This is a genomic window from Schumannella sp. GW821-FHT10F01 (assembly GCF_058809295.1).
The window spans coordinates 1-21,131 of sequence record NZ_JBXASM010000001.1 but is presented as its reverse complement, the minus strand read 5'-3'; the positions used below and the strand labels follow the sequence as shown (position 1 = coordinate 21,131).

The 21,131-nt window shown below is 72.6% G+C and carries 20 protein-coding genes and 1 pseudogene; 14 read left to right on the top strand and 7 right to left on the bottom strand.

The genetic code is table 11. The annotated features are described in order from the left end of the window. Positions 1 to 87: 87 nt before the first annotated feature. Together murJ and AC1RSJ_RS00100 are read right to left on the bottom strand one after the other, a co-directional pair. Positions 88 to 1,779, bottom strand: coding sequence for a murein biosynthesis integral membrane protein MurJ (gene murJ / locus AC1RSJ_RS00105; protein ID WP_493116243.1), 1,692 nt, complete (start codon positions 1,777 to 1,779; stop codon positions 88 to 90). Next, positions 1,776 to 3,533 (bottom strand): DUF6049 family protein, encoded by a 1,758-nt coding sequence (locus AC1RSJ_RS00100; protein WP_493116241.1) that lies wholly within the window; start codon positions 3,531 to 3,533, stop codon positions 1,776 to 1,778. Before AC1RSJ_RS00100 ends, murJ begins: the two co-directional genes overlap by 4 nt. Before the next feature lie 77 nt (positions 3,534 to 3,610). Between AC1RSJ_RS00100 and AC1RSJ_RS00095 the strand changes: the two genes are divergently transcribed. The 8 genes and pseudogenes from AC1RSJ_RS00095 (at position 3,611) to AC1RSJ_RS00060 (ending at position 10,003) form a co-directional block, all read left to right on the top strand. After that, the gene (locus tag AC1RSJ_RS00095; protein WP_493116239.1) at positions 3,611 to 5,065 is read left to right on the top strand and encodes a CCA tRNA nucleotidyltransferase; all 1,455 of its coding nucleotides are present in this window, start codon (positions 3,611 to 3,613) and stop codon (positions 5,063 to 5,065) included. 202 nt (positions 5,066 to 5,267) lie between these two features. Then, a pseudogene (rpsF, locus tag AC1RSJ_RS00090) lies at positions 5,268 to 5,633 on the top strand (30S ribosomal protein S6); the annotation flags it as partial. A 92-nt stretch (positions 5,634 to 5,725) separates the two neighbouring features. Continuing rightward, positions 5,726 to 6,256, top strand: coding sequence for a single-stranded DNA-binding protein (locus AC1RSJ_RS00085; protein ID WP_493116237.1), 531 nt, complete (start codon positions 5,726 to 5,728; stop codon positions 6,254 to 6,256). Between the two features lie 39 nt (positions 6,257 to 6,295). Further along, positions 6,296 to 6,556: a 30S ribosomal protein S18 gene (gene rpsR / locus AC1RSJ_RS00080; protein ID WP_493116235.1), complete on the top strand. Its 261-nt coding sequence runs from the start codon at positions 6,296 to 6,298 to the stop codon at positions 6,554 to 6,556. Positions 6,557 to 6,568: 12 nt separating this feature from the next. Then, complete coding sequence (rplI, locus tag AC1RSJ_RS00075; protein WP_493116233.1) at positions 6,569 to 7,021, top strand: 50S ribosomal protein L9; 453 nt, start codon at positions 6,569 to 6,571, stop codon at positions 7,019 to 7,021. 514 nt (positions 7,022 to 7,535) lie between these two features. After that, positions 7,536 to 8,924, top strand: coding sequence for a replicative DNA helicase (gene dnaB / locus AC1RSJ_RS00070; protein WP_493116231.1), 1,389 nt, complete (start codon positions 7,536 to 7,538; stop codon positions 8,922 to 8,924). Positions 8,925 to 9,080: 156 nt separating this feature from the next. Beyond that, complete coding sequence (locus AC1RSJ_RS00065; protein WP_493116229.1) at positions 9,081 to 9,773, top strand: hypothetical protein; 693 nt, start codon at positions 9,081 to 9,083, stop codon at positions 9,771 to 9,773. After that, positions 9,770 to 10,003, top strand: a complete 234-nt coding sequence (locus AC1RSJ_RS00060; protein ID WP_493116227.1) for a hypothetical protein — start codon at positions 9,770 to 9,772, stop codon at positions 10,001 to 10,003. Before AC1RSJ_RS00065 ends, AC1RSJ_RS00060 begins: the two co-directional genes overlap by 4 nt. A 177-nt stretch (positions 10,004 to 10,180) precedes the next feature. On the opposite strand, the gene AC1RSJ_RS00055 is transcribed toward AC1RSJ_RS00060, so the two are convergent. From AC1RSJ_RS00055 to AC1RSJ_RS00040, 4 genes are all read right to left on the bottom strand, one after another. Then, on the bottom strand, positions 10,181 to 11,350 hold the full coding sequence (locus tag AC1RSJ_RS00055; RefSeq protein WP_493116225.1) for a beta-1,3-glucanase family protein: 1,170 nt from the start codon (positions 11,348 to 11,350) through the stop codon (positions 10,181 to 10,183). Between the two features lie 151 nt (positions 11,351 to 11,501). Continuing rightward, complete coding sequence (locus tag AC1RSJ_RS00050; RefSeq protein WP_493116223.1) at positions 11,502 to 12,779, bottom strand: glycoside hydrolase family 18 protein; 1,278 nt, start codon at positions 12,777 to 12,779, stop codon at positions 11,502 to 11,504. 260 nt (positions 12,780 to 13,039) lie between these two features. After that, on the bottom strand, positions 13,040 to 14,425 hold the full coding sequence (gene purB / locus AC1RSJ_RS00045; protein ID WP_493116221.1) for an adenylosuccinate lyase: 1,386 nt from the start codon (positions 14,423 to 14,425) through the stop codon (positions 13,040 to 13,042). Beyond that, positions 14,422 to 14,940 carry a low molecular weight protein-tyrosine-phosphatase gene (locus AC1RSJ_RS00040; protein ID WP_493116219.1) on the bottom strand — a complete coding sequence of 173 codons (519 nt, stop codon included), beginning with the start codon at positions 14,938 to 14,940 and terminating at the stop codon, positions 14,422 to 14,424. The genes purB and AC1RSJ_RS00040 overlap by 4 nt, the downstream gene beginning before the upstream one ends. A 150-nt stretch (positions 14,941 to 15,090) precedes the next feature. Between AC1RSJ_RS00040 and AC1RSJ_RS00035 the strand changes: the two genes are divergently transcribed. Both AC1RSJ_RS00035 and AC1RSJ_RS00030 read left to right on the top strand, forming a co-directional pair. Continuing rightward, positions 15,091 to 15,330 (top strand): hypothetical protein, encoded by a 240-nt coding sequence (locus AC1RSJ_RS00035; protein WP_493116217.1) that lies wholly within the window; start codon positions 15,091 to 15,093, stop codon positions 15,328 to 15,330. Continuing rightward, positions 15,327 to 16,928 carry a hypothetical protein gene (locus tag AC1RSJ_RS00030; RefSeq protein ID WP_493116215.1) on the top strand — a complete coding sequence of 534 codons (1,602 nt, stop codon included), beginning with the start codon at positions 15,327 to 15,329 and terminating at the stop codon, positions 16,926 to 16,928. The genes AC1RSJ_RS00035 and AC1RSJ_RS00030 overlap by 4 nt, the downstream gene beginning before the upstream one ends. 17 nt (positions 16,929 to 16,945) lie before the next feature. Here the strand turns inward: AC1RSJ_RS00030 and AC1RSJ_RS00025 are convergent, their stop codons facing one another. Then, a complete protein-coding gene (locus AC1RSJ_RS00025) occupies positions 16,946 to 17,359 on the bottom strand; it encodes a phage holin family protein (protein ID WP_493116213.1) in 414 nt (137 codons plus the stop codon). A gap of 106 nt (positions 17,360 to 17,465) precedes the next feature. Here AC1RSJ_RS00025 and AC1RSJ_RS00020 point away from each other — a divergent pair, with 106 nt between their 5' ends. From AC1RSJ_RS00020 to AC1RSJ_RS00005, 4 genes are all read left to right on the top strand, one after another. Further along, the gene (locus tag AC1RSJ_RS00020; RefSeq protein ID WP_493116212.1) at positions 17,466 to 18,533 is read left to right on the top strand and encodes a histidinol-phosphate transaminase; all 1,068 of its coding nucleotides are present in this window, start codon (positions 17,466 to 17,468) and stop codon (positions 18,531 to 18,533) included. A 23-nt stretch (positions 18,534 to 18,556) separates the two neighbouring features. Next, entirely contained in the window at positions 18,557 to 19,696 is a 1,140-nt protein-coding gene (locus AC1RSJ_RS00015) for a thiamine pyrophosphate-dependent enzyme (protein WP_493116210.1), read from the top strand. After that, the gene (locus AC1RSJ_RS00010) at positions 19,693 to 20,670 is read left to right on the top strand and encodes an alpha-ketoacid dehydrogenase subunit beta (protein ID WP_493116207.1); all 978 of its coding nucleotides are present in this window, start codon (positions 19,693 to 19,695) and stop codon (positions 20,668 to 20,670) included. Before AC1RSJ_RS00015 ends, AC1RSJ_RS00010 begins: the two co-directional genes overlap by 4 nt. 16 nt (positions 20,671 to 20,686) lie before the next feature. Further along, positions 20,687 to 21,131 (top strand): biotin/lipoyl-containing protein (locus tag AC1RSJ_RS00005; protein WP_493116205.1); only part of this gene is annotated, 445 nt, incomplete at its 3' end.

Here is a 21,131-nt window from a genome sequence, read left to right as displayed (position 1 = left end):
TCCTTCTGCGGCCCTCCTGGGGCTGCGACGGGTAGAACACATGATAGGTCGCGGGTGTTCCCGGCCCCTGCGAGCCCGGCGACCGGGTCAGCGTCCCGGCAGGAACCGCGTCAGCACCCGGGTTGCGGCGCGCAGCTCCGGCACGCGCAGCGCGGTCAGCACGCCGAGGTAGACCACCATGGCCGCCGCCCCGACCACGATCACGCTGAGCACTGACGCCGGCTTGCCCGAGAGCGCGAAGCCGTCCGATCCGCCCAGTCCGCCGAGCGCCCAGAGCGCGAGGATGCCGGCGCCGGCAGCCGGCGCGGTCGCCGCGAGGAAGGTGCCGACGCGGCGCACGAGACGCCGTCCGACGAGCCCGCCGAGCCGCCGGCGCAGCACGGCGAACGAGATGGCGAGCTGCACGATCTCGCTCAGCGACGTCGCCAGCGCGATCCCGATCGCGATGAGCGGGCTGGCGAGCGCGGCCGAGATCACGGCGCCGACGATGAAGACGCCGGTCTGCGCGAGCTGGATGAAGAACGGGGTGCGGGTGTCGGCGAGCGCGAAGAACGTGCGCTGCGCGAGGAACAGCATGCTGAACGGCACGAGCGCGAGCAGGTAGGCGAGCAGGACGCCGGCCACGCCCCTCGCCTCCTCCGGACTCGAGGCGACCACGTTCGCGAACGGGATCGCCGCGCACGCGACGGCGGCCGCGGCGCCGGCGATGATCAGCGTGACCGTGCGGAGCGCCTCCGAGAGGTCGCTGCGGAGGTCGGCGATCCGGCCGTCGCGGGCGTGCCCCGCCATCCGGGTGAAGTAGGGCGTCGCGAGCGACATCGTGACGATCGAGTGGGGCAGGATGAACAGCTGCCAGGCGAGCAGGATCGAGCGGGCCGACGGGTCGCCCGGATGCGCGACCAGCGAGACCTGGGTCTGCACCACGCCGCCGATCTGGCTGACCACGAGCATCCCGAACGTCCAGGCCGCCGCGCGTCCGGCGCCGCCGAGCCCGACGCCGCGCCAGTGGAAGTCGGGCCGGTAGCGCAGGCCGGTGCGGCGCCAGAAGGCGACGAGGCCGAGCGTCTGCAGCACGATGCCGAGCGTCGCCGTGCCGCCGATGAGGGCGATCTCCCCCGGCCCCCAGGTGCTGACGTCGCGGTGGGCGGGATCGCCGCCGTAGAGCTGCACGAAGACGATCGCGCCGATGATGACGACGACGTTGTTGATCGCGGGCACCCACGTGACGGGGCCGAAGACGCCCCGCGCGTTGAGCACCTCGCCGAGCAGGCTGTAGAGCGCGTAGAAGAGGATCTGCGGCAGGCACCAGTACGCGAAGGCGATTGCGAGGTCGAAGCCGTCCGGACCGAGCTGGCCCGTGCGTCCCGAGTTCGCGTACAGGGTCACGAGGGCCGGTGCGGCGAGCGTCGCGGCGGCCGTCACCGCGACGAAGACGACCCCGGCGAGGGTCAGCAGGCGGCTGACGAAGCGCGATCCGCCGTCCTCGTGCTTCGCCGCCCGCACGATCTGCGGCACGAGCACCGCGCTGAGCAGGCCGCCCGAGATGAGCAGGAACAGGTTCGTCGGCAGCGTGTTCGCGACCGTGAAGGCGCTCGCCGCCGGGTTGCTGACGCCGATCGCCCAGCTCAGCACCGCGGCGTTGATGAAGCCGAGCACCCGGGAGACCAGGGTGCCGGCCGCGAGCACGGCGCCGGCGCGGCCGATCGAGGCGCCGCGAGGTGCGGCGGGCGGCGGCGTTGCGGCCGGCTGGTCGGCGGGCGTCGGCTCCGGATCGGTCACGGCGCGGTCGTCTCGTCGGCCCTGTCGGCCTTGTCGGCCCGCGCATCCGCGCCTGCCGCATCCGCGTCCACCGAGCCGGCCGCAGCCTCGCGCCGCGTGCGGCGCCCGCGCAGGATGCGGCGCGTGATGCCGAAGCCGAACACGCCGAGCACGAGCACGACGGCGATGAGCGTGCCGATGTTCTCCCAGCCGGCCTGCACGTTGATCACCGAGACGCGCGGGCTGCCGACGGCGAGGCCCGACGACGCCTGCAGCGAGAACTCGACCCGCACGTTGCCGTTCGACACCGACTCCGACGGGATGAACACACGCTGCGACGAGTCCGGCTGCACGACCACCTCGACGCGGCGCTTGTCCGCCGGGATGGTGAGGCCGAGCTGCAGCGGCCGGGCGATGACGTAGACGCGGATCGGCACGGCGAGCGTGTTCCGCACCGTGACGGGCAGCGGGGCGTTGGCGCCGAGGGCCGTCGCATCGCTCGACTTCACGAGCTGCACGCCGTTCCGCAGCGTCCGCGAGTCGTCGGCGTACGCATCCACCTGATCGGACCAGTCCGAGCGGCCGATCCAGTGCACCGACAGCAGCGAGAGCAGCTCGCGGCGCCGGGGCGAGGTGACGTCGGTCGGCTCCTGCGCGACCGCGGCGTACTCGGCGTCGAGAGCGGAGAGGCGCAGGGTGTCGGCGATCGCGGAGATCCGATCGGCGGACTCCGGATGATCGGCCACGGTCGTGGTGGTCGTCGGGGACGCGGTGATGGAGCCGAGGGACTCCAGCCGTGCGTTCGGCGACGCGGCGATCGCGCCGAGCACCTGCGGCAGTCGGTCGACGCCGGTGATGCCGTTGCGGCTCAGGGTGACGATCCGGTGCGCCGAGATCTCGTCCGCGGCGGCCGAGTCGAGCGAGGCCTGGAGTGAGACGAGCGAGTTCTGGAAGGCCTCGTCGGTGAGGGAGGCGGCGGATCCCTCGACGGCCTCGGTGAGGTCGGTGTCGGCGACGAGCCCGGTGATGCCGGGCGACGCGGCGAAGTCGACGTGCGCGGTGGCGCCGCCGGCGACGTCGCCCTCGTCGAGCAGGACGCTGCGGTAGCCCTGCGCGCCGAGGCGGGGCAGGTCCGCGGCGGTCGTGGTGGACGCGGCCGGCCAGGCGAGGCCCGTGATCGACCAGTCCCAGCCGATGACGTCGTCGAGCGTGGTCGGCAGCGGCGGCCGCTCGCCGGGCTGGAGCGTCGGCTCCGGGCTCGCGGTCGACGTCGCGGCCGTGAACCGCGACTCGTCGATGAGGTCGTCGAAGCCGAGCGGCGCGAGCGCCTCCGTCGCCCCGGCCTGTCCGGGTCCGACCACGTCGGCGTCGGCATAGGAGAGGGAGAAGGTCTCGTTCGAGACGTCCGCGAGGCGGGCGAGCCACTGCTCGGCGGAGGCCGGGGCGGCGGATCCGAGGACGCGGATGGACGCGATGATGCGCGGATCGATCGCGAGCGCGACCTGCTGTCCGGCCGCCGCGTCGAGGTCGCGGGTGAGGCGCCCCTGCGGCGAGGTCAGCGTCGTGAGGTCGTCGGCCGAGAGGATCGGGTCCGGGATCGAGGTGGTGATCGGCATCACCACGGCGATGGCGATCCGGCCGTCCGAGCCCACGGCGGCCTCCGCGGGAGCACCGGCCGCGAGCGGTGCTGCGGCCAGCGCGAGCACGGCCGCTCCGGTCAGCACCCGGAGCGGGATCCGCCGCGCGGGCGCACCGGTATCCCGCCTCGACGCCATGGCGCAGAGTCTACGGTCTGGTGCCTGACCGCCCCGGAGGCGCGACCGCCCCCGCACCGGCTCCCTAGGCTGGTGCCATGCCCGCCGATCTCGACATGGCCGGTGCCCTCGGGCGGCTGCGCGCCGTCGCGGCGCACCCCGCGATCCGCGTGCTCGCCGACCGCTTCGCCGCCGCCGGGCACGAGCTCGCGCTCGTCGGCGGCCCGGTGCGCGACGCGTTCCTCGGCCGGCCCGTGCACGACCTCGACCTCACCACCGACGCGCGTCCCGACCGCATCCTCGAGCTTGTGACGCCGGTCTCGGACGCGCAGTGGGACATCGGCCGCGACTTCGGCACGATCGGCGCGCGCATCGGCGCCGACACCGTCGAGATCACGACCTACCGCTCCGACGCCTACGACTCGGAGAGCCGCAAGCCGGAGGTGCGCTTCGGCGACCGGCTCGACGACGACCTCGTGCGCCGCGACTTCGCCGTCAACGCGATGGCGCTCTCGCTGGTGCCGGGCGGCGGCGAGCCGCGGCTCGTCGATCCGTGGGGCGGCGTCGACGACCTGCTCGCCTCGCGCCTGCGCACGCCGGGGGCGCCCGAGGTCTCGTTCGGCGACGACCCCCTCCGGATGCTCCGCGCCGCGCGCTTCTCGGCGCAGCTCGGCTTCGACGTCGACCCCGCCGCGGTCGTCGCGATGGAGGCGATGGCCGAGCGGCTGCGCATCGTCTCGGCCGAGCGGATCGGCGTCGAGCTGACGAAGACGATGCTCGCGCCGGATCCGGTGCGCGGCCTCCGGCTGCTCGTCGACACCGGCCTGGCGGCGGAGGTGCTGCCGGAGCTGCCGGCGCTGCGGCTCGAGATCGACGAGCACGCGCACCATAAGGACGTGTACGAGCACACGCTGACCGTGGTGCGGCAGGCGATCGATCTCGAGCGCTCGCGCGGGCACGAGCCGGACCTGGTGCTGCGGCTCGCCGCCCTGCTGCACGACGTCGGCAAGCCGGCCACCCGCCGCATCGAGCCCGGCGGCGCGGTGAGCTTCCACCACCACGACGTGGTCGGCGCGAAGCTCGCGACCCAGCGACTGCGCGCGCTGCGCTTCCCCTCCGACGTGATTAAGCCGGTGGCCGAGCTGGTGCGCCTGCACCTCCGCTTCTTCGGCTACACCGACTCGGCGTGGACCGACTCGGCCGTGCGCCGCTATGTGCGCGACGCCGGCGACCTGGTCGAGCGGCTGCACATCCTCGTCCGCGCCGACGTCACCACCCGCAACCGCCGCCGTGCCGAGCGGCTCGAGTTCGCCTACGACGACCTCGAGGCGCGGATCGCGACGCTCGCGGAGCAGGAGGAGCTGGACGCGATCCGGCCCGATCTCGACGGCGAGCAGATCATGGGCATCCTCGGCATCGGCCCAGGGCGCGAGGTGGGCGAGGCGTACCGCTTCCTCCTCGAGGCGCGACTCGACGAGGGCGCGCTCGGCGCCGAGGAGGCCGAGCGGCGCCTCCGCGACTGGTGGGCGGACCGCTCCCGCTCCGACGGCTGAGCAGCGCGCCAGCGCGGATCGAGGCCCCGCCCTTCGACAGGGTCGGGGATCCGCTACCATAGACAGGTTGCCCGGACGGTCCCACGACCGTCGTCGCCCGCCTCGCGGTCGGCTGCCGCTCGCATCGCGATCGGCAGGGCAGATGCTGAACCCTCCTGCTGCAGACCGTCTGCAGCCGTTCCAGACCAAGGGAGGTGGGTGAATGACGCATCAGTACGAGTTGATGGTGATCCTGGACCCCGAGATCGACGAGCGCACTGTCGCTCCGAGTCTCGACCGGTTCCTCAACGTGATCCGCAACGACGGCGGAACGATCGACAGTGTCGACATCTGGGGCCGTCGCCGTCTCGCCTACGAGATCAACAAGAAGTCCGAGGGCATCTACGCCGTCGTCAACTTCACTGCCGAGTCGGCCTCGACCAACGAGCTCGACCGCCAGCTGAAGCTGTCGGAGGCCGTCATGCGCACCAAGGTGCTGCGTGCGGAGGAGGCCATCGTGCGCCTCGCCGCGCACCAGGCCGAGGAGGCCAAGAAGGCCGCCCGCAAGCCCGCCGCGGCTGCCGGTGCGACCGACGAGGCGCCCGCCGCCGAGGAGTCGAAGCCGGCCCGCGCGCCGCGTCCGGCCGCTCGCAAGCCCGCCGCGAAGGCCTCGGAGTAGTCATGGCCGGCGAGACGATCATCACGGTCGTCGGCAACCTGACCGCCGACCCGGAGCTGCGGTACACGCAGAGCGGACAGGCCGTCGCGAACTTCACGATCGCGTCGACCCCGCGCACGCTGGACCGTCAGACCAACGAGTGGAAGGACGGCGAAGCGCTGTTCCTCCGCGCGTCGTGCTGGCGCGAGTTCGCCGAGCACGTGGCGGGTTCGCTGACGAAGGGGTCCCGCGTCATCGCGTCGGGCCGCCTCAAGCAGCGCTCCTACCAGGACCGCGACGGCAACAACCGCGTCTCCATCGAGCTGGACGTCGACGAGATCGGCCCCAGCCTCCGCTACGCGACCGCGCAGGTGACCCGCGCGCCGGGTGGCGGCGGTGGCAACGGCGGCGGCGGTGGCCGTCAGCAGTCCGCGGTGGCCGACGAGCCCTGGGGCTCGCCCTCGCAGGGCGGCGGCTCCAACGCCGGCTCCGGCTCGAGCGACGCCGACGTGTGGAACACGCCCGGCTCCTACAACGACGAGACCCCGTTCTGAGCCTGACGGCCGGGACGAACGAATTCCAAGGAAGCAGCAATGGCTGGTAAGGCAAGCGGCGGCGATCGCCGCAAGCGCGGGCCCAAGGGCGGCAAGAACGCCGCGCCCGCGAAGTCCATCAAGGTGGGCGTCATCGACTACAAGGACGTCGCGACGCTCCGCAAGTTCATCTCCGAGCGCGGAAAGATCCGCGCCCGCCGAATCACCGGTGTCTCCGTGCAGGAGCAGCGCCTCATCGCCCGCGCCGTCAAGAACGCGCGCGAGATGGCGCTCCTCCCGTACGCGGGCTCGGGCCGCTAAGGGGGAGCAGACATGTCGAAGCTCATCCTGACCTCCGAGGTCTCCGGCCTCGGCTCCGCCGGCGACGTCGTCGACGTCAAGAACGGCTACGCCCGCAACTACCTCGTGCCGCAGGGCTTCGCGATCCCGTGGACCCGCGGCGGCCAGAAGCAGGTCGACTCGATCAAGGCGGCCCGCACGGCTCGTGCGCTGCACTCGCTCGAGGACGCCCAGGCGCTGAAGGCCCGTCTCGAGGAGGCGCCCGTCAAGCTGTCGGTGAAGGCCGGCCGCGAGGGTCGTCTGTTCGGCTCGGTCACCACGGCCGACGTCGTCGACGCGGTCGAGGCCGCCGGTCTCGGCTCGATCGACAAGCGCGCCGTCGAGCTGTCCGCCCCGATCAAGTCGGTCGGCCAGCACGAGGCCACCGCCCGTCTGCACGACGAGGTCGTGGCCGGCATCACCCTCCAGGTGATCGCCGCCAAGTAAGGCATCGCCGCGCATGCGGCACCGCGACGGCGGGTCCCTCCGGGGGCCCGCCGTCCGTCGTCTCCGGGGCGACCGGAAGCGTATGCGGGCGCTGTCGTCAGTGCTGGCCCTGACGTCCGGAGGGACATCGTCGGGGCCGCCGATAGACCCTCTCCTCGCGCATTGTCAAGCGATTCCTCCACAGCTCGACACTCGTCGTCTGCAACCCTCAACCCGCAGTGCAGGGATCTTCGCCCACACAGGGTGTGGATGTGAAAAGTCCTGATCAGAAGCCGGAATGCGGCTCGGGCGACGGAGCTCTCCACAGATCGCTCCACAGGCTTTCAACACGGCGCCCGGCGTTTCGCCACAACTCTCCACATCGTTATCCACAGGCTCGGTTGGACACGTCCGATCGCCGTACCTACCCTGAACCAGCGTCTCGGAGACGGGCAGGGGGAACGCCCGCTCCGCCCTCGTCCCGACCCGGCTGATGTCGGTGGTCGGCGTCATCGTCGTGCCCAGGAGGTCAGCCATGTCCATCGCCCAGATCGGACTCGCCGACGACGCGCGGGAGTCCCGCGGCGGGGAGTCGCGCAGCGACTGGGGCGGCCGCACGCCGCCGCACGACCTGCTCGCGGAGCAGAGCACCCTCGGCGGCATGCTGCTGAGCAAGGACGCCGTCGCCGACGTGCTCGAGACCGTGCGCGGCGCGGACTTCTACGTGCCGAAGCACGAGATCGTCTTCGACGCGATCATGTCGCTCTACTCCCGCGGCGAGCCGACGGACGTCATCACCGTCACCGACGAGCTCACGAAGAACGGCGAGCTGAGCCGTGCGGGCGGCGTCGACTACCTCCACACCCTCACCGGCGTGGTGCCGACCGCGGCGAACGCCGGCTACTACGCGTCGATCGTCTCCGAGAAGGCCGTGCTGCGCCGGCTCGTCGAGGCGGGCACCCGCATCGTGCAGATGGGCTACGCGAGTGAGGGCGAGGTCGTCGACCTCGTCAACAACGCCCAGGCCGAGATCTACGCCGTCGCCGGCGACGAGCAGGCCGAGGACTACGTGCCGCTCGTCGTCGCGCTCGACGCCGCCTCCGAGGAGATCGACGCGGCCTCCGGTCGCGACGGATCGCTGACCGGCGTGCCCACCGGCTTCGCGCAGCTCGACCAGCTCACCAACGGCCTGCACCCCGGCCAGCTCATCCTCATCGCCGCGCGACCCGCGCTCGGCAAGTCGACGCTCGCCCTCGACTTCGCGCGGGCGGCCGCCATCAAGCACGACATGCCGGCCGTCTTCTTCTCGCTCGAGATGGGGCGCAGCGAGATCGCGATGCGCCTGCTGTCGGCCGAGTCGAACATCTTCCTGCAGAACATGCGCAAGGGCATGATGCGCAACGAGGACTGGACGACGCTCGCCCAGGTACGCGGCCGCATCGCCGACGCCCCGCTCTACATCGACGACAGCCCGAACATGACCCTGGTCGAGATCCGCGCGAAGTGCCGCCGCCTCAAGCAGAAGGCCGGCCTCCGCCTCGTCGTCATCGACTACCTGCAGCTCATGACGAGCGGCAAGCGCGTCGAGTCGCGCCAGCAGGAGGTCAGCGAGTTCTCGCGTGCGCTGAAGCTGCTCGCGAAGGAGCTGCAGGTGCCGGTCATCGCGCTCTCGCAGCTCAACCGTGGCCCGGAGCAGCGCTCCGACAAGAAGCCCGCGCTCTCCGACCTCCGCGAGTCCGGCTCGCTCGAGCAGGACGCCGACATGGTGATCCTGCTGCACCGCGAGTCGGCCTACGAGAAGGAGTCGTCCCGCCCCGGCGAGGCCGACCTCATCGTGGCCAAGCACCGCAACGGCCCGACCGACACCGTGACGGTCGCGTTCCAGGGCGCGTTCTCGCGCTTCGCCGACATGGCGGTCGAGTAGGTCAGCCCGGCAGCCCCTGGGCTCCCGCTCGCCGTCCGCGCGGTGCGGGAGGGGGCGGTCCCGCTCGCGGCGGACGCCCACCTCCGCCGCGCCTAGACTGACTCGGTAGTCCGAGACTCGGCGAACCGAGGCTCGACGGCCGGAAGAAGGGGCGGGATGACCGCATCGCCCGGCGCCGCGGGGAACGCGGCGCGCGCAGCGGCTCCCGCGTACCCGCCGCGGCTCGCGCTCCTCGCGGTCGGCCGCGCCGTGCCCGCCCTGCTCGTGGGGCTCGTCAGCACGTTCACCGGCGCGCACACCCCGGAGTTCGGGCTCCTGCTCGTCGGCGGCTGGGGCATCCTCGACGCTCTCGCGGCGCTCGCGCTCCTCGCCCGCGCCGGGCTCGTGGACGCCGGCACACGTCGGCTGCTGCTCGTGCGCGTCCTCATCGTCGGCGTCGGCGGCCTGCTCGCCGTGGCCCTCAGCGGCACGGGTGCGTTCGCGCTCGTGGCCGTCGTCGGGATCGTCGCGGCCGTGTCGGGCGCGCTCGACCTCGTCGCCGGCCTCCGCTCGCGCGGCGTCAGCCCGATCGCCCGCGACCTCATCGTGGCGGGCGGCGCCTCGCTGCTGCTCGCGATCGGCGCGCTCGTCGTGCCGCCCGGGTTCGAGCAGCCGTTCCCCGGGGCGGAGGGGCACCCCGGCGTGCTCACCGCCGCGATCGTCGTCACCGGCCTCTTCGGGGGATGGGCCGTGATCACCGGCGTGCTCTGGGCGATCTCGGCCGTCGGCCTCCGTCCGGCCCGGTCCCGCGCCACGGCGCTGCCGGTCCGCCCGGACGACGCCGCCGGCCCGACCGGGGACCCACGATGACGCCGCAGCGGCGCGACCGCCTCCGCCCGTGGGAGTTCCTCGGGCCCGCCGCGCTCATCGCGATCGTGATCGGCGTCGTCGTGTTCTTCTCGGTGCGCCGGCTCGACACCGCCGGCATCTGGGCCGGCGTCGCCTTCATCGTCTGCATCGTCATGTTCGCGACCCTCATCCTCACCTCCGACCCGGAGCGCCACCGCCGCGACGAGGACCGCCCCTCCGGGCACGAGTAGTCCGCCGGCCCACGGCGCCGCGGCGCCGTAGCGCCGGCCCACGGCGCCGCGGCGCCGTAGCGCCGTAGCGCCGTAGCGCCGTAGCGAGGATGCGCCTCCCGATTCGTGCGATCGGGGCGGATACGGCGGGCTATACCGCCCCGATCGCACGAATCGACGATGTGGTGGAGGGCCGGGCTAGAAGGCGTCGACCGAGATCTCGACCGCCGTCGGGGCGCCGTCCTCCACGTAGGAGGCGAAGCCGCCCACGTCGTCGAACGCGAAGCCGTAGGCGCGGCCGTCGACCGTGTTCGCGTGCAGCGCCTTCGCGTACGCGTTCGTGCGGGCGCCCTGGTAGAACAGGCCGGGGTCGCCCACCGGCTGGTCGGCGTGATCGAGCAGCGTCGTGCGGTTGAAGCCCGCACCGAGGATCGCCGCGATGGGCCCGCGCACGCCGTCGTTCGGCGCGCTGAGGTTGCCGTCGCAGAACAGCACGTCGCGGGTGCTCGGACGCGCGAAGCTCGTCACCACTCCCCCACCCGAGTACGCGTTGAACTGACCGCCCTCGACCCGGAGGCGGTACGACGCCGCGCCCGCTGACACGTTCAGGTCGGTGCCGGCGTACTTGCTCCAGACGTCGCCGATGTAGCCGTCGAGGTACCCGGCGTCGAAGAGCCCGGAGTCGATGCCGTGGCTCGGCGCGATCACCCGGCGGTCGTCGACCACGAGCGAGCCGTAGCCGTCGGCGTTCCGCACGGCGTCGAAGATCGCGGCACGTCCGCCGCCCTTCAGCGCGCCGGCGACCTGGTGCTGCGACCCGTCGAGCGTCACCGTCAGCGGCACGCTGAACATGTCGACCATGGTCGAGTTGATGTGCATGCCGCTGCCGTTGTTGGTGAACTCGATGAAGTCGTAGGTGACGTCCCAGCCTGGCTGGCCCGGGATCCATCCGATCGGATCCTGGCGTCCGAGGCCGTTGACCGTCTCGACCACCTTGAACGGCAGCTGCGACCCGAGTGAGATGCAGATGCGCCCCGAGAAGTCGGGCAGCGGGACGCTGCGCGAGTCGGTGAGCCGGAACCCCCAGCTCGCGGTGCCGTCGGGGTTCGAGTTGTCGCCGAGGCTCAGCGGATGGAAGCCGCCGCCGCCGTCGATGTGGCCGTCGCCCTGGGTGGGGTGGGTGCCGACGATGGTGATCCAGACATCGGAGTCGGCCCACGATCCGGTGCGGTTGACGAGGTTCACCGGCAGGCCGGCGGTGGCGCGGGCGGACGGGATGCGTCCGAATGCGGTCTCGGCGGCGAACGGTGCGGCCACGGCCGTGGCGAGCGCTCCGCCCAGGAACAGGCGGCGGGACAGATCGGTCATTTCCTTCTTCTCTCCTTCGAGGGTGGGATTTCGATCGGGTGCTGTTCGGGTGGTCGTGCTGCTCGGGTGGGTCGGTGATCGGATGCCGGCGCGCTGGTGAGCGCCGCGTGGCGGGGCGGGAGCGGCTGATCCGCCGCTCCCGCCCGGGGGCTCAGTCGAGCCCGTCCGCGATGGCGGAGATGAGCTCGCCGTCGGCGGTGTCGCCGCTGAGCTCCCAGACGAAGGCGCCGCCGAGGCCCGCGCTCTTCGCGTACGACGTCTTCCCGGCGATGGTCTCCGGGGTGTCGTAGCTCCACCACTGGTCGCCGCAGTGCGCGTACGCGGTGCCGCCGACGGTGCCGGTGGCCGGGCAGGCGGTCTTCAGCACCTTGTAGTCCTCGATGCCCTGCTCGTAGGTGCCGGGCGCGGGCCCGGTCGCCGTGCCGCCGGGGGCGTCCTGGGTGACGCCGCTCCAGCCGCGGCCGTAGAACCCGATGCCGAGCAGCAGCTTCGACGACGGGATGCCGAGGCTCGTCAGCTTCTCGATGGCGGTCTGGCTGTCGAAGCCGGGGTTCGGCGCGGCGTCGAAGCCGGTCAGCGGCGAGTGCGGCGCGGTCGGACCCTGCGCGGCGAACGTCCCGTAGTAGTCGTACGTCATCGGCATGAACCAGTCGACGTACTGGGCCGCGCCGGCGTAGTCGGCGGCGTCGATCTTGCCGCCGTCGGTGCCGTCGGCGGTGATCGCCGAGGTGATGAGCCGGTCCGGGCCGAACGCGCTGCGCAGCGACGAGAGCAGGTTCGTGTAGCCCTCGCGTCCGCTCGTCGTGTCGCAGCTCAGGCCGCATCCGTTCGGGTACTCCCAGTCGATGTCGATGCCGTCGAACAGGCCGGCCCACTTCGGGTCGTCGACGAGCGCCTTGCAGGACGCGGCGAAGGCGGCCGGGTCGGCGGCGGCCTGCGGGAACCCGCCCGACCAGCTCCAGCCGCCGAACGACCAGACGATCTGCAGGCCGGGCTTGGCCTCCTTGAGCTGCTTCATCTGGTTGAACGCGCCGCGGAGCGGCTGGTCCCAGGTGTCCGCGACGCCCGAGACGGACTGGTCGGCCGTGTACGCCTTGTCGGTGTCGGCGTAGCTGTCCCCGATCGCGCACTGCCCGTTCGTGACGTTGCCGAAGGCGTAGACGATGGTGTCGAGCGCGTCGAGCGAGCCCGAGGTGACGATCTTCTTCGGCTGGTAGTCGCGCTGGTAGACGCCCCAGTCGGTGAAGTAGCCGACGACGCGGCCGCCGGCGGCGGCGGCCTGGTCGGAGGCGCCGGATGCCTGGGCGGCGGCGCCGGTCCGCTCGGTCGCGGTGACGGCCGTCGGAGCGGAGGCCCGGGCGGCATCCGCCGCCGCGGGAGCGGCACTCGCGAGCGCCGGCGTGAGGCAGGCCGCGACGACGGCGCCCACGGTCAGGCACAGCGTTCCTAGCGCTGTGCGGGTGGTTCGAGACATGCGGTGGTTTCCCTTCCGTTGCCCCGTCGCCGGTCCCCGCCGTATCCGGAAACGTTTACGGTGACGGTTCTCGGAAGCTAGCACGGTCAGTGCTCCCCCCGAAAGGGGGGCACGGCGAAGTCACCGAGCATCGGTGCCGAGCACGACGCCGACACGACGGCGGCCGCGAGGGAAGATCTCCCTCGCGGCCGCAGATGAGGCGGTCCGGTGTCCGCTCAGTCGTCCAGGTGGTCGACCAGCGCCTCGGCGAGGCCGGTGTAGCCGGCCGGTGTCAGCGCCGCGAGCCGCGCCTTCGCGTCCTCGCCGATGTCCAGCCCGTCGACGAACTCGACGAGCTCGTCCTGCGTGATCCGGTGCCCGCGGGTGAGCTCCTTGAGCAGCGCGTACGGGTCGGAGATCGAGCTGCGGCCGGCCACGACCTCGGCGCGGATGACGGTCTGGATGGCCTCCGCGAGCACCTCGCGATTGCCCTCGAGGTCCGCGGCGAGCACGGACGGGGCGACGGCGATGCTGCCGAGTCCGCCGTGCAGGTTGTCGAGCGCGAGCAGGGAGTGCGCGAGGGCGACGCCGATGTTGCGCTGCGTGGTCGAGTCGGTGAGGTCGCGCTGGAGGCGGCTCGTCACCAGGGTGGCGGCGAGCGAGTCGAGCAGGGCGCAGCTCAGCTCGAGGTTCGCCTCCGCGTTCTCGAAGCGGATCGGGTTCACCTTGTGCGGCATCGTCGACGAGCCGGTCGCGCCGGCGACGGGCACCTGCGAGAAGTAGCCCATCGAGATGTAGGTCCACACGTCGGTGGCGAGGTTGTGCAGGATGCGGTTCGCGTGCGAGATGGACGAGAACAGCTCCGCCTGCCAGTCGTGCGACTCGATCTGGGTGGTCAGAGGGTTCCAGGTGAGCCCGAGCCCGGTGACGAAGTCGCGCGAGATCGCGGGCCAGTCGGCCTCGGCATCCGCGGCGACGTGCGCCGAGAACGTGCCGGTCGCGCCGCTGAACTTGCCGAGGAACTCGGCGGACTCGATCCGCCGCAGCTGGCGCTGGAGGCGGTGCACGACGACGGCGAACTCCTTGCCGACCGTGGTCGGGGTCGCCGGCTGGCCGTGGGTGTGCGACAGCATCGGCGTCGCGCGCTCGGCCTCGGCCCACTCGCGGAGGCGCGCGATGACGTCGCGGAACCGCGGCAGCCAGACCTCGGCGATGGCGCTGCGCACCGTGAGGGCGTAGCTGAGGTTGTTGATGTCCTCGCTCGTGCAGGCGAAGTGGGTGAGCTCGGCGATGTCGTCGAGGCCGAGGTCGTGCAGGCGCTCGCGCACGAGGTACTCGACCGCCTTCACGTCGTGCCGCGTGGTGGCCTCGAGCTGCGCGAGGCGGTCGATCTCCGGCTGCCCGAACTCGGCGGCGAAGGCGCGGAGGGCGCGCTGCTGCTCGGCGTCGAGCGCGCGCGAGCCGAACATCCCGCGGTCGGTGAGGGCGATCAGCCACTCCACCTCCACATGGACGCGCGCGCGGTTGAGCCCCGCCTCGGACAGGTGCTCGCCGATCGAGCCGACGGCGGCGCGATAGCGCCCGTCGAGGGGGCTCACGGGCTGAGGGGGAAGCGGGCTCATGGGGCTCCCTGACGGATTCCGGGTTCGATCTGGCGGAAGAGCGCGATGCTCGAGCGCTCGATCATGGTGAGCACGCTGTCGAAGAGCGCGGCGTCGGAGTAGTACGGATCCGGCACGTCGAGCTGAGTCCCGTGCTCCGGATCGAACGACAGCAGCAATGCTACCTTCGCGCGATCCTGGTCGGTCGCCGCCCAGTGGCGGAGGATGCGCTCCTGGCCGCGATCGAACGCGACGACGAGGTCCACCTGGTCGAAGGCGCTGCGGTCGAACTGGCGTGCGCGGTGCGTCTCGGCGTCGTAGCCGCGGGCGGCGAGCGCGGTGCGGGTGCGCGGATCGGCGCGCTCCCCCACGTGCCAGTCGCCGGTGCCGGCCGACCAGACGTGCAGGCGGTCCTCGTACGCGTGCTCCGCCACGAGCCGGCGGAACACCGCCTCGGCCATCGGCGAGCGGCAGATGTTGCCAGTGCAGACGAACACGACGCGGAACGGGCTGTGCTCGCCGCCCGCGTCCGCCATGACCTCCATCATGGCCGGACGCGCTCCCCTCCTCCACAGCCGGATCTCCGCGGAGGCAGTTCACCGATCCGCTTCCGGTCGCTCCGGGCGCCCGCTCCGCGGAGGAGTCTCGGACCGAGGGCGCGTGCGGCGCCCGGAGCGGAGACGACGATGGCGGAGCTCACCGAGGTGCTCGAGCGGCAGCGGATCCGGGCCGTCGCGCTCGCCGACCTGCTCTCCGCCCAGCGCGGGGGCGCCCCGCGCATCGACCCGGCCGAGTGGCGAGGTCCGGCGGCGACGGCGGAGAGCGCGGCCGCCGACCGGCTGCTCGCGCTGCTCTCGGCGGTGATCTCAGCCGCGAACCGGGCCGAGGAGGCGGTCGCGACCGCGGCGTCCGCGGCCCGGGGATGAGCGGGTCGAGCCAGCCGGATGCGTCGGTGCTCGCCGGGCTCGTCGATCCGGCGCCACCCGGCGCACCGCCCGCCGCATCGTCCATCGCCGCCCACGGGGACGTGCCCGTCGACGACGGCGACCCGTCGCCGAGGCTCGCCGCGCGCAGCGACCGCGCCCGCATCGACATCGGCGGTCCGCTGCTGGTCTCGGGATCCGGCGCCGCCTACGTGTCGACGGACGCGATGCGCGCCTACCTCGAGCGGCTCGCCGTGCTGATCGACGCGCTCGAGCAGGCCGCGTCGCAGTCCCGCGTGCTCGCCGCGGATCAGCGCGCGATCGGCGCCGGTGCCGCACTGCCCGGTCCGGTCGCCGCCGCGCTCCCGCCGGTGGAGCGGGTCGAGCTCGCCATCGCCGCCGTGCTCGAACGCGCGCGCAGCCATCGGGCCGGCATCATCACGGCCGCCGAGGTCTACTCGCGCGCCGAGCAGCTCTCGCTCGACGCGTTCCGCGGCGCCCGCGGGGTCATCGCGACGCTGTTCGGCTCGGTGCTGCGCCTGGCCGCGCCGCTCGTGCTGCTGTCGCCGGTCACGTGGGCCACGATCGCGAGCGCGGTCGCGGCGTGGCACGCGCTGCCCGGCACGGAGGAGCAGAAGGCGGCGGCCGTCGAGCGGTTCGTGCGCGAGCATCCCGAGCTGCTCGCGAACCCGCTGTTCGTGGAGGGCGTCCGCGGCGTCGCGATGGACCTCGACAACGTCGCGCTCGGCGGGCTCCTGCCGCCCGCGATCGCGGCGCTGATCGCCGACGACCGGTTCGGGATCACCGGGGTCGAGGGCAGTGGACTCGCGCTCATGACCCTCGCATCGCCGTTCGGGCTGCTGCGGGACTCCGAGCTGACGGTGACGCGCACGTCCAGCGCGCGGCTCGCCGCGCCGGCGCAGGGCGTGGCCCAGCGCCTGGCCCGCGTGCCGGACGGCGACGACCAGGTGCGGATCGAGCGGTACACCGCGCCGGGCGCTCCCCCGCGCTACGTGGTGTACGTGGCGCCGACCGGCACCTTCAGCCCCGCGCAGACCGACGAGCCCTGGGACCTGCAGAGCAACATCGCGGGGGTGGCCGGGCTGCCGGCGGCCTCGTTCCGGGCGACGGAGGAGGCGATGCGCGACGCCGGCATCACCTCGGCCGACGAGGTGCAGTTCGTCGGCTTCTCGCAGGGCGGCCTCGTCGCCGGAATGCTCGCGGCGTCGGACGACTGGACCTGTGCCGGGCTGGAGACCTTCGGTGCGCCGACGGCGACGCTCGGCATCGCCGACGACGTGCCGGGCATGGACGTCCGGCACACCGAGGACTTCATCCCGGCGCTCGGCGGCGCGCAGCCCCCGACCGACCGGCTGCAGGTGGAGCGATCGGCGTTCCACCTCGCCTCGCCGCCGACCCACGAGGTCGTGCCCGGGCATCAGAAGGACACCTACGTGGCGACGGCCCACGCGATCGACCGGGCGCACTCCGATGCGGTGCGCGGGCAGATTGCGTCGATGGACGCGTTCACCTCGGAGTCCGCATCACGGCCGGGGGCGCAGCTCACCGTGATGACCTACCACGCGGAGCGGAGGCGATGAGGCCGCGGCGGCGGGCGCTAGGACCGAGCGGCGGCGGAGCGGCGGGTGAGCGGCCGCAGGATCAGGCCGAGGATGAACGCGATCACGCCGAGCACGAAGGCCCCCAGCACGCCCCACCAGAACGATTCGATCACGAGGCCGAAGCCGAACAGCCCGGTGAACCAGGCGACGAGCAGCAGGAGCAGCCCGTTCACGATGAAGGAGATGAGGCCCAGCGTCAGGATGTAGAGCGGGAACGCGACCACGCGGATGAGGTTGCCGACGATGCCGTTCACGACGCCGAACACGAGCGCGACCAGCAGGTAGGTGAGCACCGTCTCGAGCGTCCCGGCCGGAGCGAAGGCGACCACCGCGACGTGAGGCGCGAGGATCGCCGTGGTGAGCCAGAGCGCGAGGGCGTTGACGACGAGTCGCACGAGGAACCGGGTCATGCGCCCATCATGGCAGGACGCGCCCCGGCACCGGCAGGGATCCCGGCGCATCGGCGTCCGTCCGTCCGTCGCGGACGCGGGCCGCCGCGCCTCGTAGTCTGGGCGCATGGCCGTCGTGCTCCGCCCCGAGATCGCCTCCCTGCCCGCGTACCGGCAGGGCAAGCCGGCCGCCGCGGACGCGTTCAAGCTCTCATCGAACGAGTCGCCGCTGCCGCCGCATCCGGCGGTGCTCGAGGCCGTGTCGTCGGCGACGCTGAACCGGTACCCCGACGGCTCGGCCGCGGCCCTCCGCGAGCGGCTCGCCGAGCGCCACGGCGTGACGGTCGACGAGGTGCATGCGGGCGCCGGATCCGTCGCGCTGCTGCATCAGCTCGTGCAGGCGGCCGCGGGCCCGGGCGACGAGGTCGTCTACGCCTGGCGGTCGTTCGAGGCCTACCCTGGCATCGTCACGGTGTCGGGGGCGACGAGCGTCCGGGTGCCGAACCGCGCCGACGCCGGGCACGATCTCGACGGCATGCTCGCGGCGATCACCGACCGCACGCGGGTGCTGATCGTCTGCACCCCGAACAACCCGACGGGCCCGATCGTCACGGGCGCGGAGTTCGCCGCATTCATGGACCGCGTCCCCGACACGCTGCTCGTGCTGCTCGACGAGGCGTACCGGGAGTTCGTCGACGACCCGGCCGCGGTCGAGGGCATCCCGCTGCTCGAGCGCTACCCGAACCTCGTCGTGCTCCGCACCTTCTCGAAGGCGTACGGGCTCGCCGGGCTGCGGATCGGCTACGCGGTCGGGCCGGCGTACGTGCTCGACGCGGCCCGGAGCGCGCAGATCGCGCTGTCGGTCACCGAGCCGGCACAGCGGGCCGCGATCGCCGGCCTCGAGCACGAGGCCGAGATCCTCGAGTCCGTGGCGGTCATCCGCGAGCGGCGCGACCGGATCGTGACGGGCCTGCGCGAGCAGGGCTGGACGATCCCGGCGGCACAGGGCAACTTCGTCTGGCTGCCGACCGGCGACGCGACGACCGCCGCCGCCGAGGTGCTCGAGCGGCACGGCATCGTCGCCCGGGTGTTCGCGCCGGAGGGCATCCGCGTCACGGTCGGCGAGGAGGAGTCTGTCGATCCCCTCCTCACCGCGACGCGGGAGGTTGTGGAGACCCTCTCACCGGGGGCCTGATCGGCGCGGCTAGGGTTGACCGCATGCCCAGTGCGACCGATCTCGCCGAGACGAGCACGGGCGGCCCGCTCCAGCTGCTCTCCCCCGAGGGCGCGATCGTCCGCGACGCCGCCTCCGAGCGCTTCCTCCCCCTGGTCGAGGCGATCCCCGACGACCAGCTCCGCGACTTCCATCGCCAGATGGTCGCCATCCGCCGCTTCGACCTCGAGGCCGGCAACCTGCAGCGGCAGGGGCAGCTCGCGCTCTGGATCCCCAGCACCGGCCAGGAGGCCGCGCAGGTCGGATCGGGGTACGCCGCTCGCGCCCAGGACCACATCTTCCCCGCGTACCGCGAGCACGTCGTGGCGCGCATCCGCGGCGTCGACCTCATGCGCCTCATCGAGATGCTCCGCGGCCTCGACCACGGCGGCTGGGTGCCGGCGGAGCACGGCAACTACCACCTCTACACGCTGGTGATCGGCTCGCAGTCGCTGCACTCCACGGGCTACGCGATGGGCATCGGCCTCGACGGCGCGAGCGGCACCGGCGACCCGGAGCGCGACGAGGCGGTCGTCGTCTACTTCGGCGACGGCGCGACGAGCCAGGGCGACGTCAGCGAGGCGCTCGTCTTCGCCGCCAGCTACCAGACGCCGCAGCTGTTCTTCCTGCAGAACAACCACTGGGCCATCTCCGTGCCGGTCGAGCGCCAGTCGCGCACGCCGCTGCACCTCCGCGCCGCCGGCTTCGGCATCCCGAGCGTGCAGATCGACGGCAACGACGTGCTCGCGAGCTATGCCGTGAGCCGCACGTTCCTCGACGAGGCCCGCGCCGGCCAGGGTCCGCGCTTCATCGAGGCGCTGACCTACCGCATGGGCGCGCACACCTCGAGCGACGACCCGACGAAGTACCGGCAGAACGAGGAGCTCGCCTACTGGGGCGCCCGCGACCCGATCACCCGGTTCGAGACCTACCTCCGCTCGCGCGGCGAGGGCGACGCGTTCTTCGCCGAGGTCGCGCAGGAGGCCGAGGACCTGGCCGCGGATGTCCGCCGCCGCACGCAGGAGCTCGTCGATCCGCCCACATCGAAGATCTTCGACCACGTCTACACCGACCAGCACCCGGGCGTCGACGCCCAGCGCGCCTGGCTCGAGTCGTACGAGGCGTCGTTCGGGGAGGACGCATGACCGAGACGCTGACGATGGCGAAGGCCATCAACGCGGGCCTGCGCGCCGCCCTCGAGGCGGACGAGAAGGTCCTGCTCATGGGCGAGGACATCGGCACGCTCGGCGGCGTGTTCCGCGTCACCGAGAACCTGCAGCGCGACTTCGGCGAGCGGCGGGTGCTCGACACCCCGCTCGCCGAGTCCGGCATCGTCGGCTCCGCGATCGGGCTCGCCATGCGCGGCTACCGGCCGGTCTGCGAGATCCAGTTCGACGGGTTCATCTACCCCGGCTTCGACCAGATCACCTCGCAGCTCGCGAAGATGACCTACCGCCACGGCGGCTCGCAGTCGTTCCCGGTCGTCATCCGGGTGCCCTACGGCGGCCACATCGGCGCCGTCGAGCATCACCAGGAGAGCCCGGAGGCGTACTTCGCGCACACGGCCGGCCTCCGCGTCGTGGCGCCGGCGACCGCGCACGACGGCTACTGGATGATCCAGGAGGCGATCGCCTCGAACGACCCGGTCATGTTCTTCGAGCCCAAGAGCCGCTACTGGCAGAAGGGCGAGGTCGACACCGAGCGCTCCGGCACGCCGTTCCACAGCAGCCGCGTCGTCCGCACCGGATCCGATGCGACGCTCGTCGGCCACGGCGCCATGGTGGCCGTGCTGCTCCAGGCGGCCGAGATCGCGGCCGAGGAGGGCACCAGCCTCGAGGTCATCGACCTCCGCTCGCTGTCGCCCATCGACTACGCGCCGATCCTCGAGTCCGTGCAGCGCACCGGCCGCCTCATCGTGGCCCAGGAGGCGCCGGGCGAGGTCAGCGTCGGCTCCGAGATCGCCGCGACCGTCGCCGAGCGCGCGTTCTACTCGCTCGAGGCGCCCGTGCTGCGCGTGTCCGGCTTCGACACCCCGTTCCCGCCCGCCAAGCTCGAGACCGTCTACCTCCCCGACGCCGACCGCGTGCTCGAGGCCGTGGACCGGTCGCTCGCCTACTGAGACGGAAGGACCGCGCATGGTCGCATCCGAGTTCCCCCTCCCCGATGTCGGCGAGGGCCTGACCGAGGCCGAGATCGTCTCGTGGCGGGTCGCCCCCGGCGACAGCGTCACGGTCAACCAGGTGCTCGTCGAGATCGAGACGGCGAAGTCGCTCGTCGAGCTGCCGTCGCCGTTCGCCGGCACCGTGCAGGAGCTGCTCGTCGAGGAGGGCGCCACCGTCGAGGTGGGCACCCCGATCATCCGCGTGAACAGCTCGGGCGGCTCGATCGAGCTGCAGGCCGCTGGCGCCGGCGAGTCGGACTTCGTCGCCCCGCTCGACACGAACGACCGCCGCGCCGAGCAGCCGCCGGCCGCGCCGGCGCCGGCCGCGCCGCTGACGCCCGCCGCCGCCGCGCAGGCCGAGGAGGGCGGGGGCGCCGTGCTCGTCGGCTACGGCAGCGCCGGCGGTCACGCCCGCACCC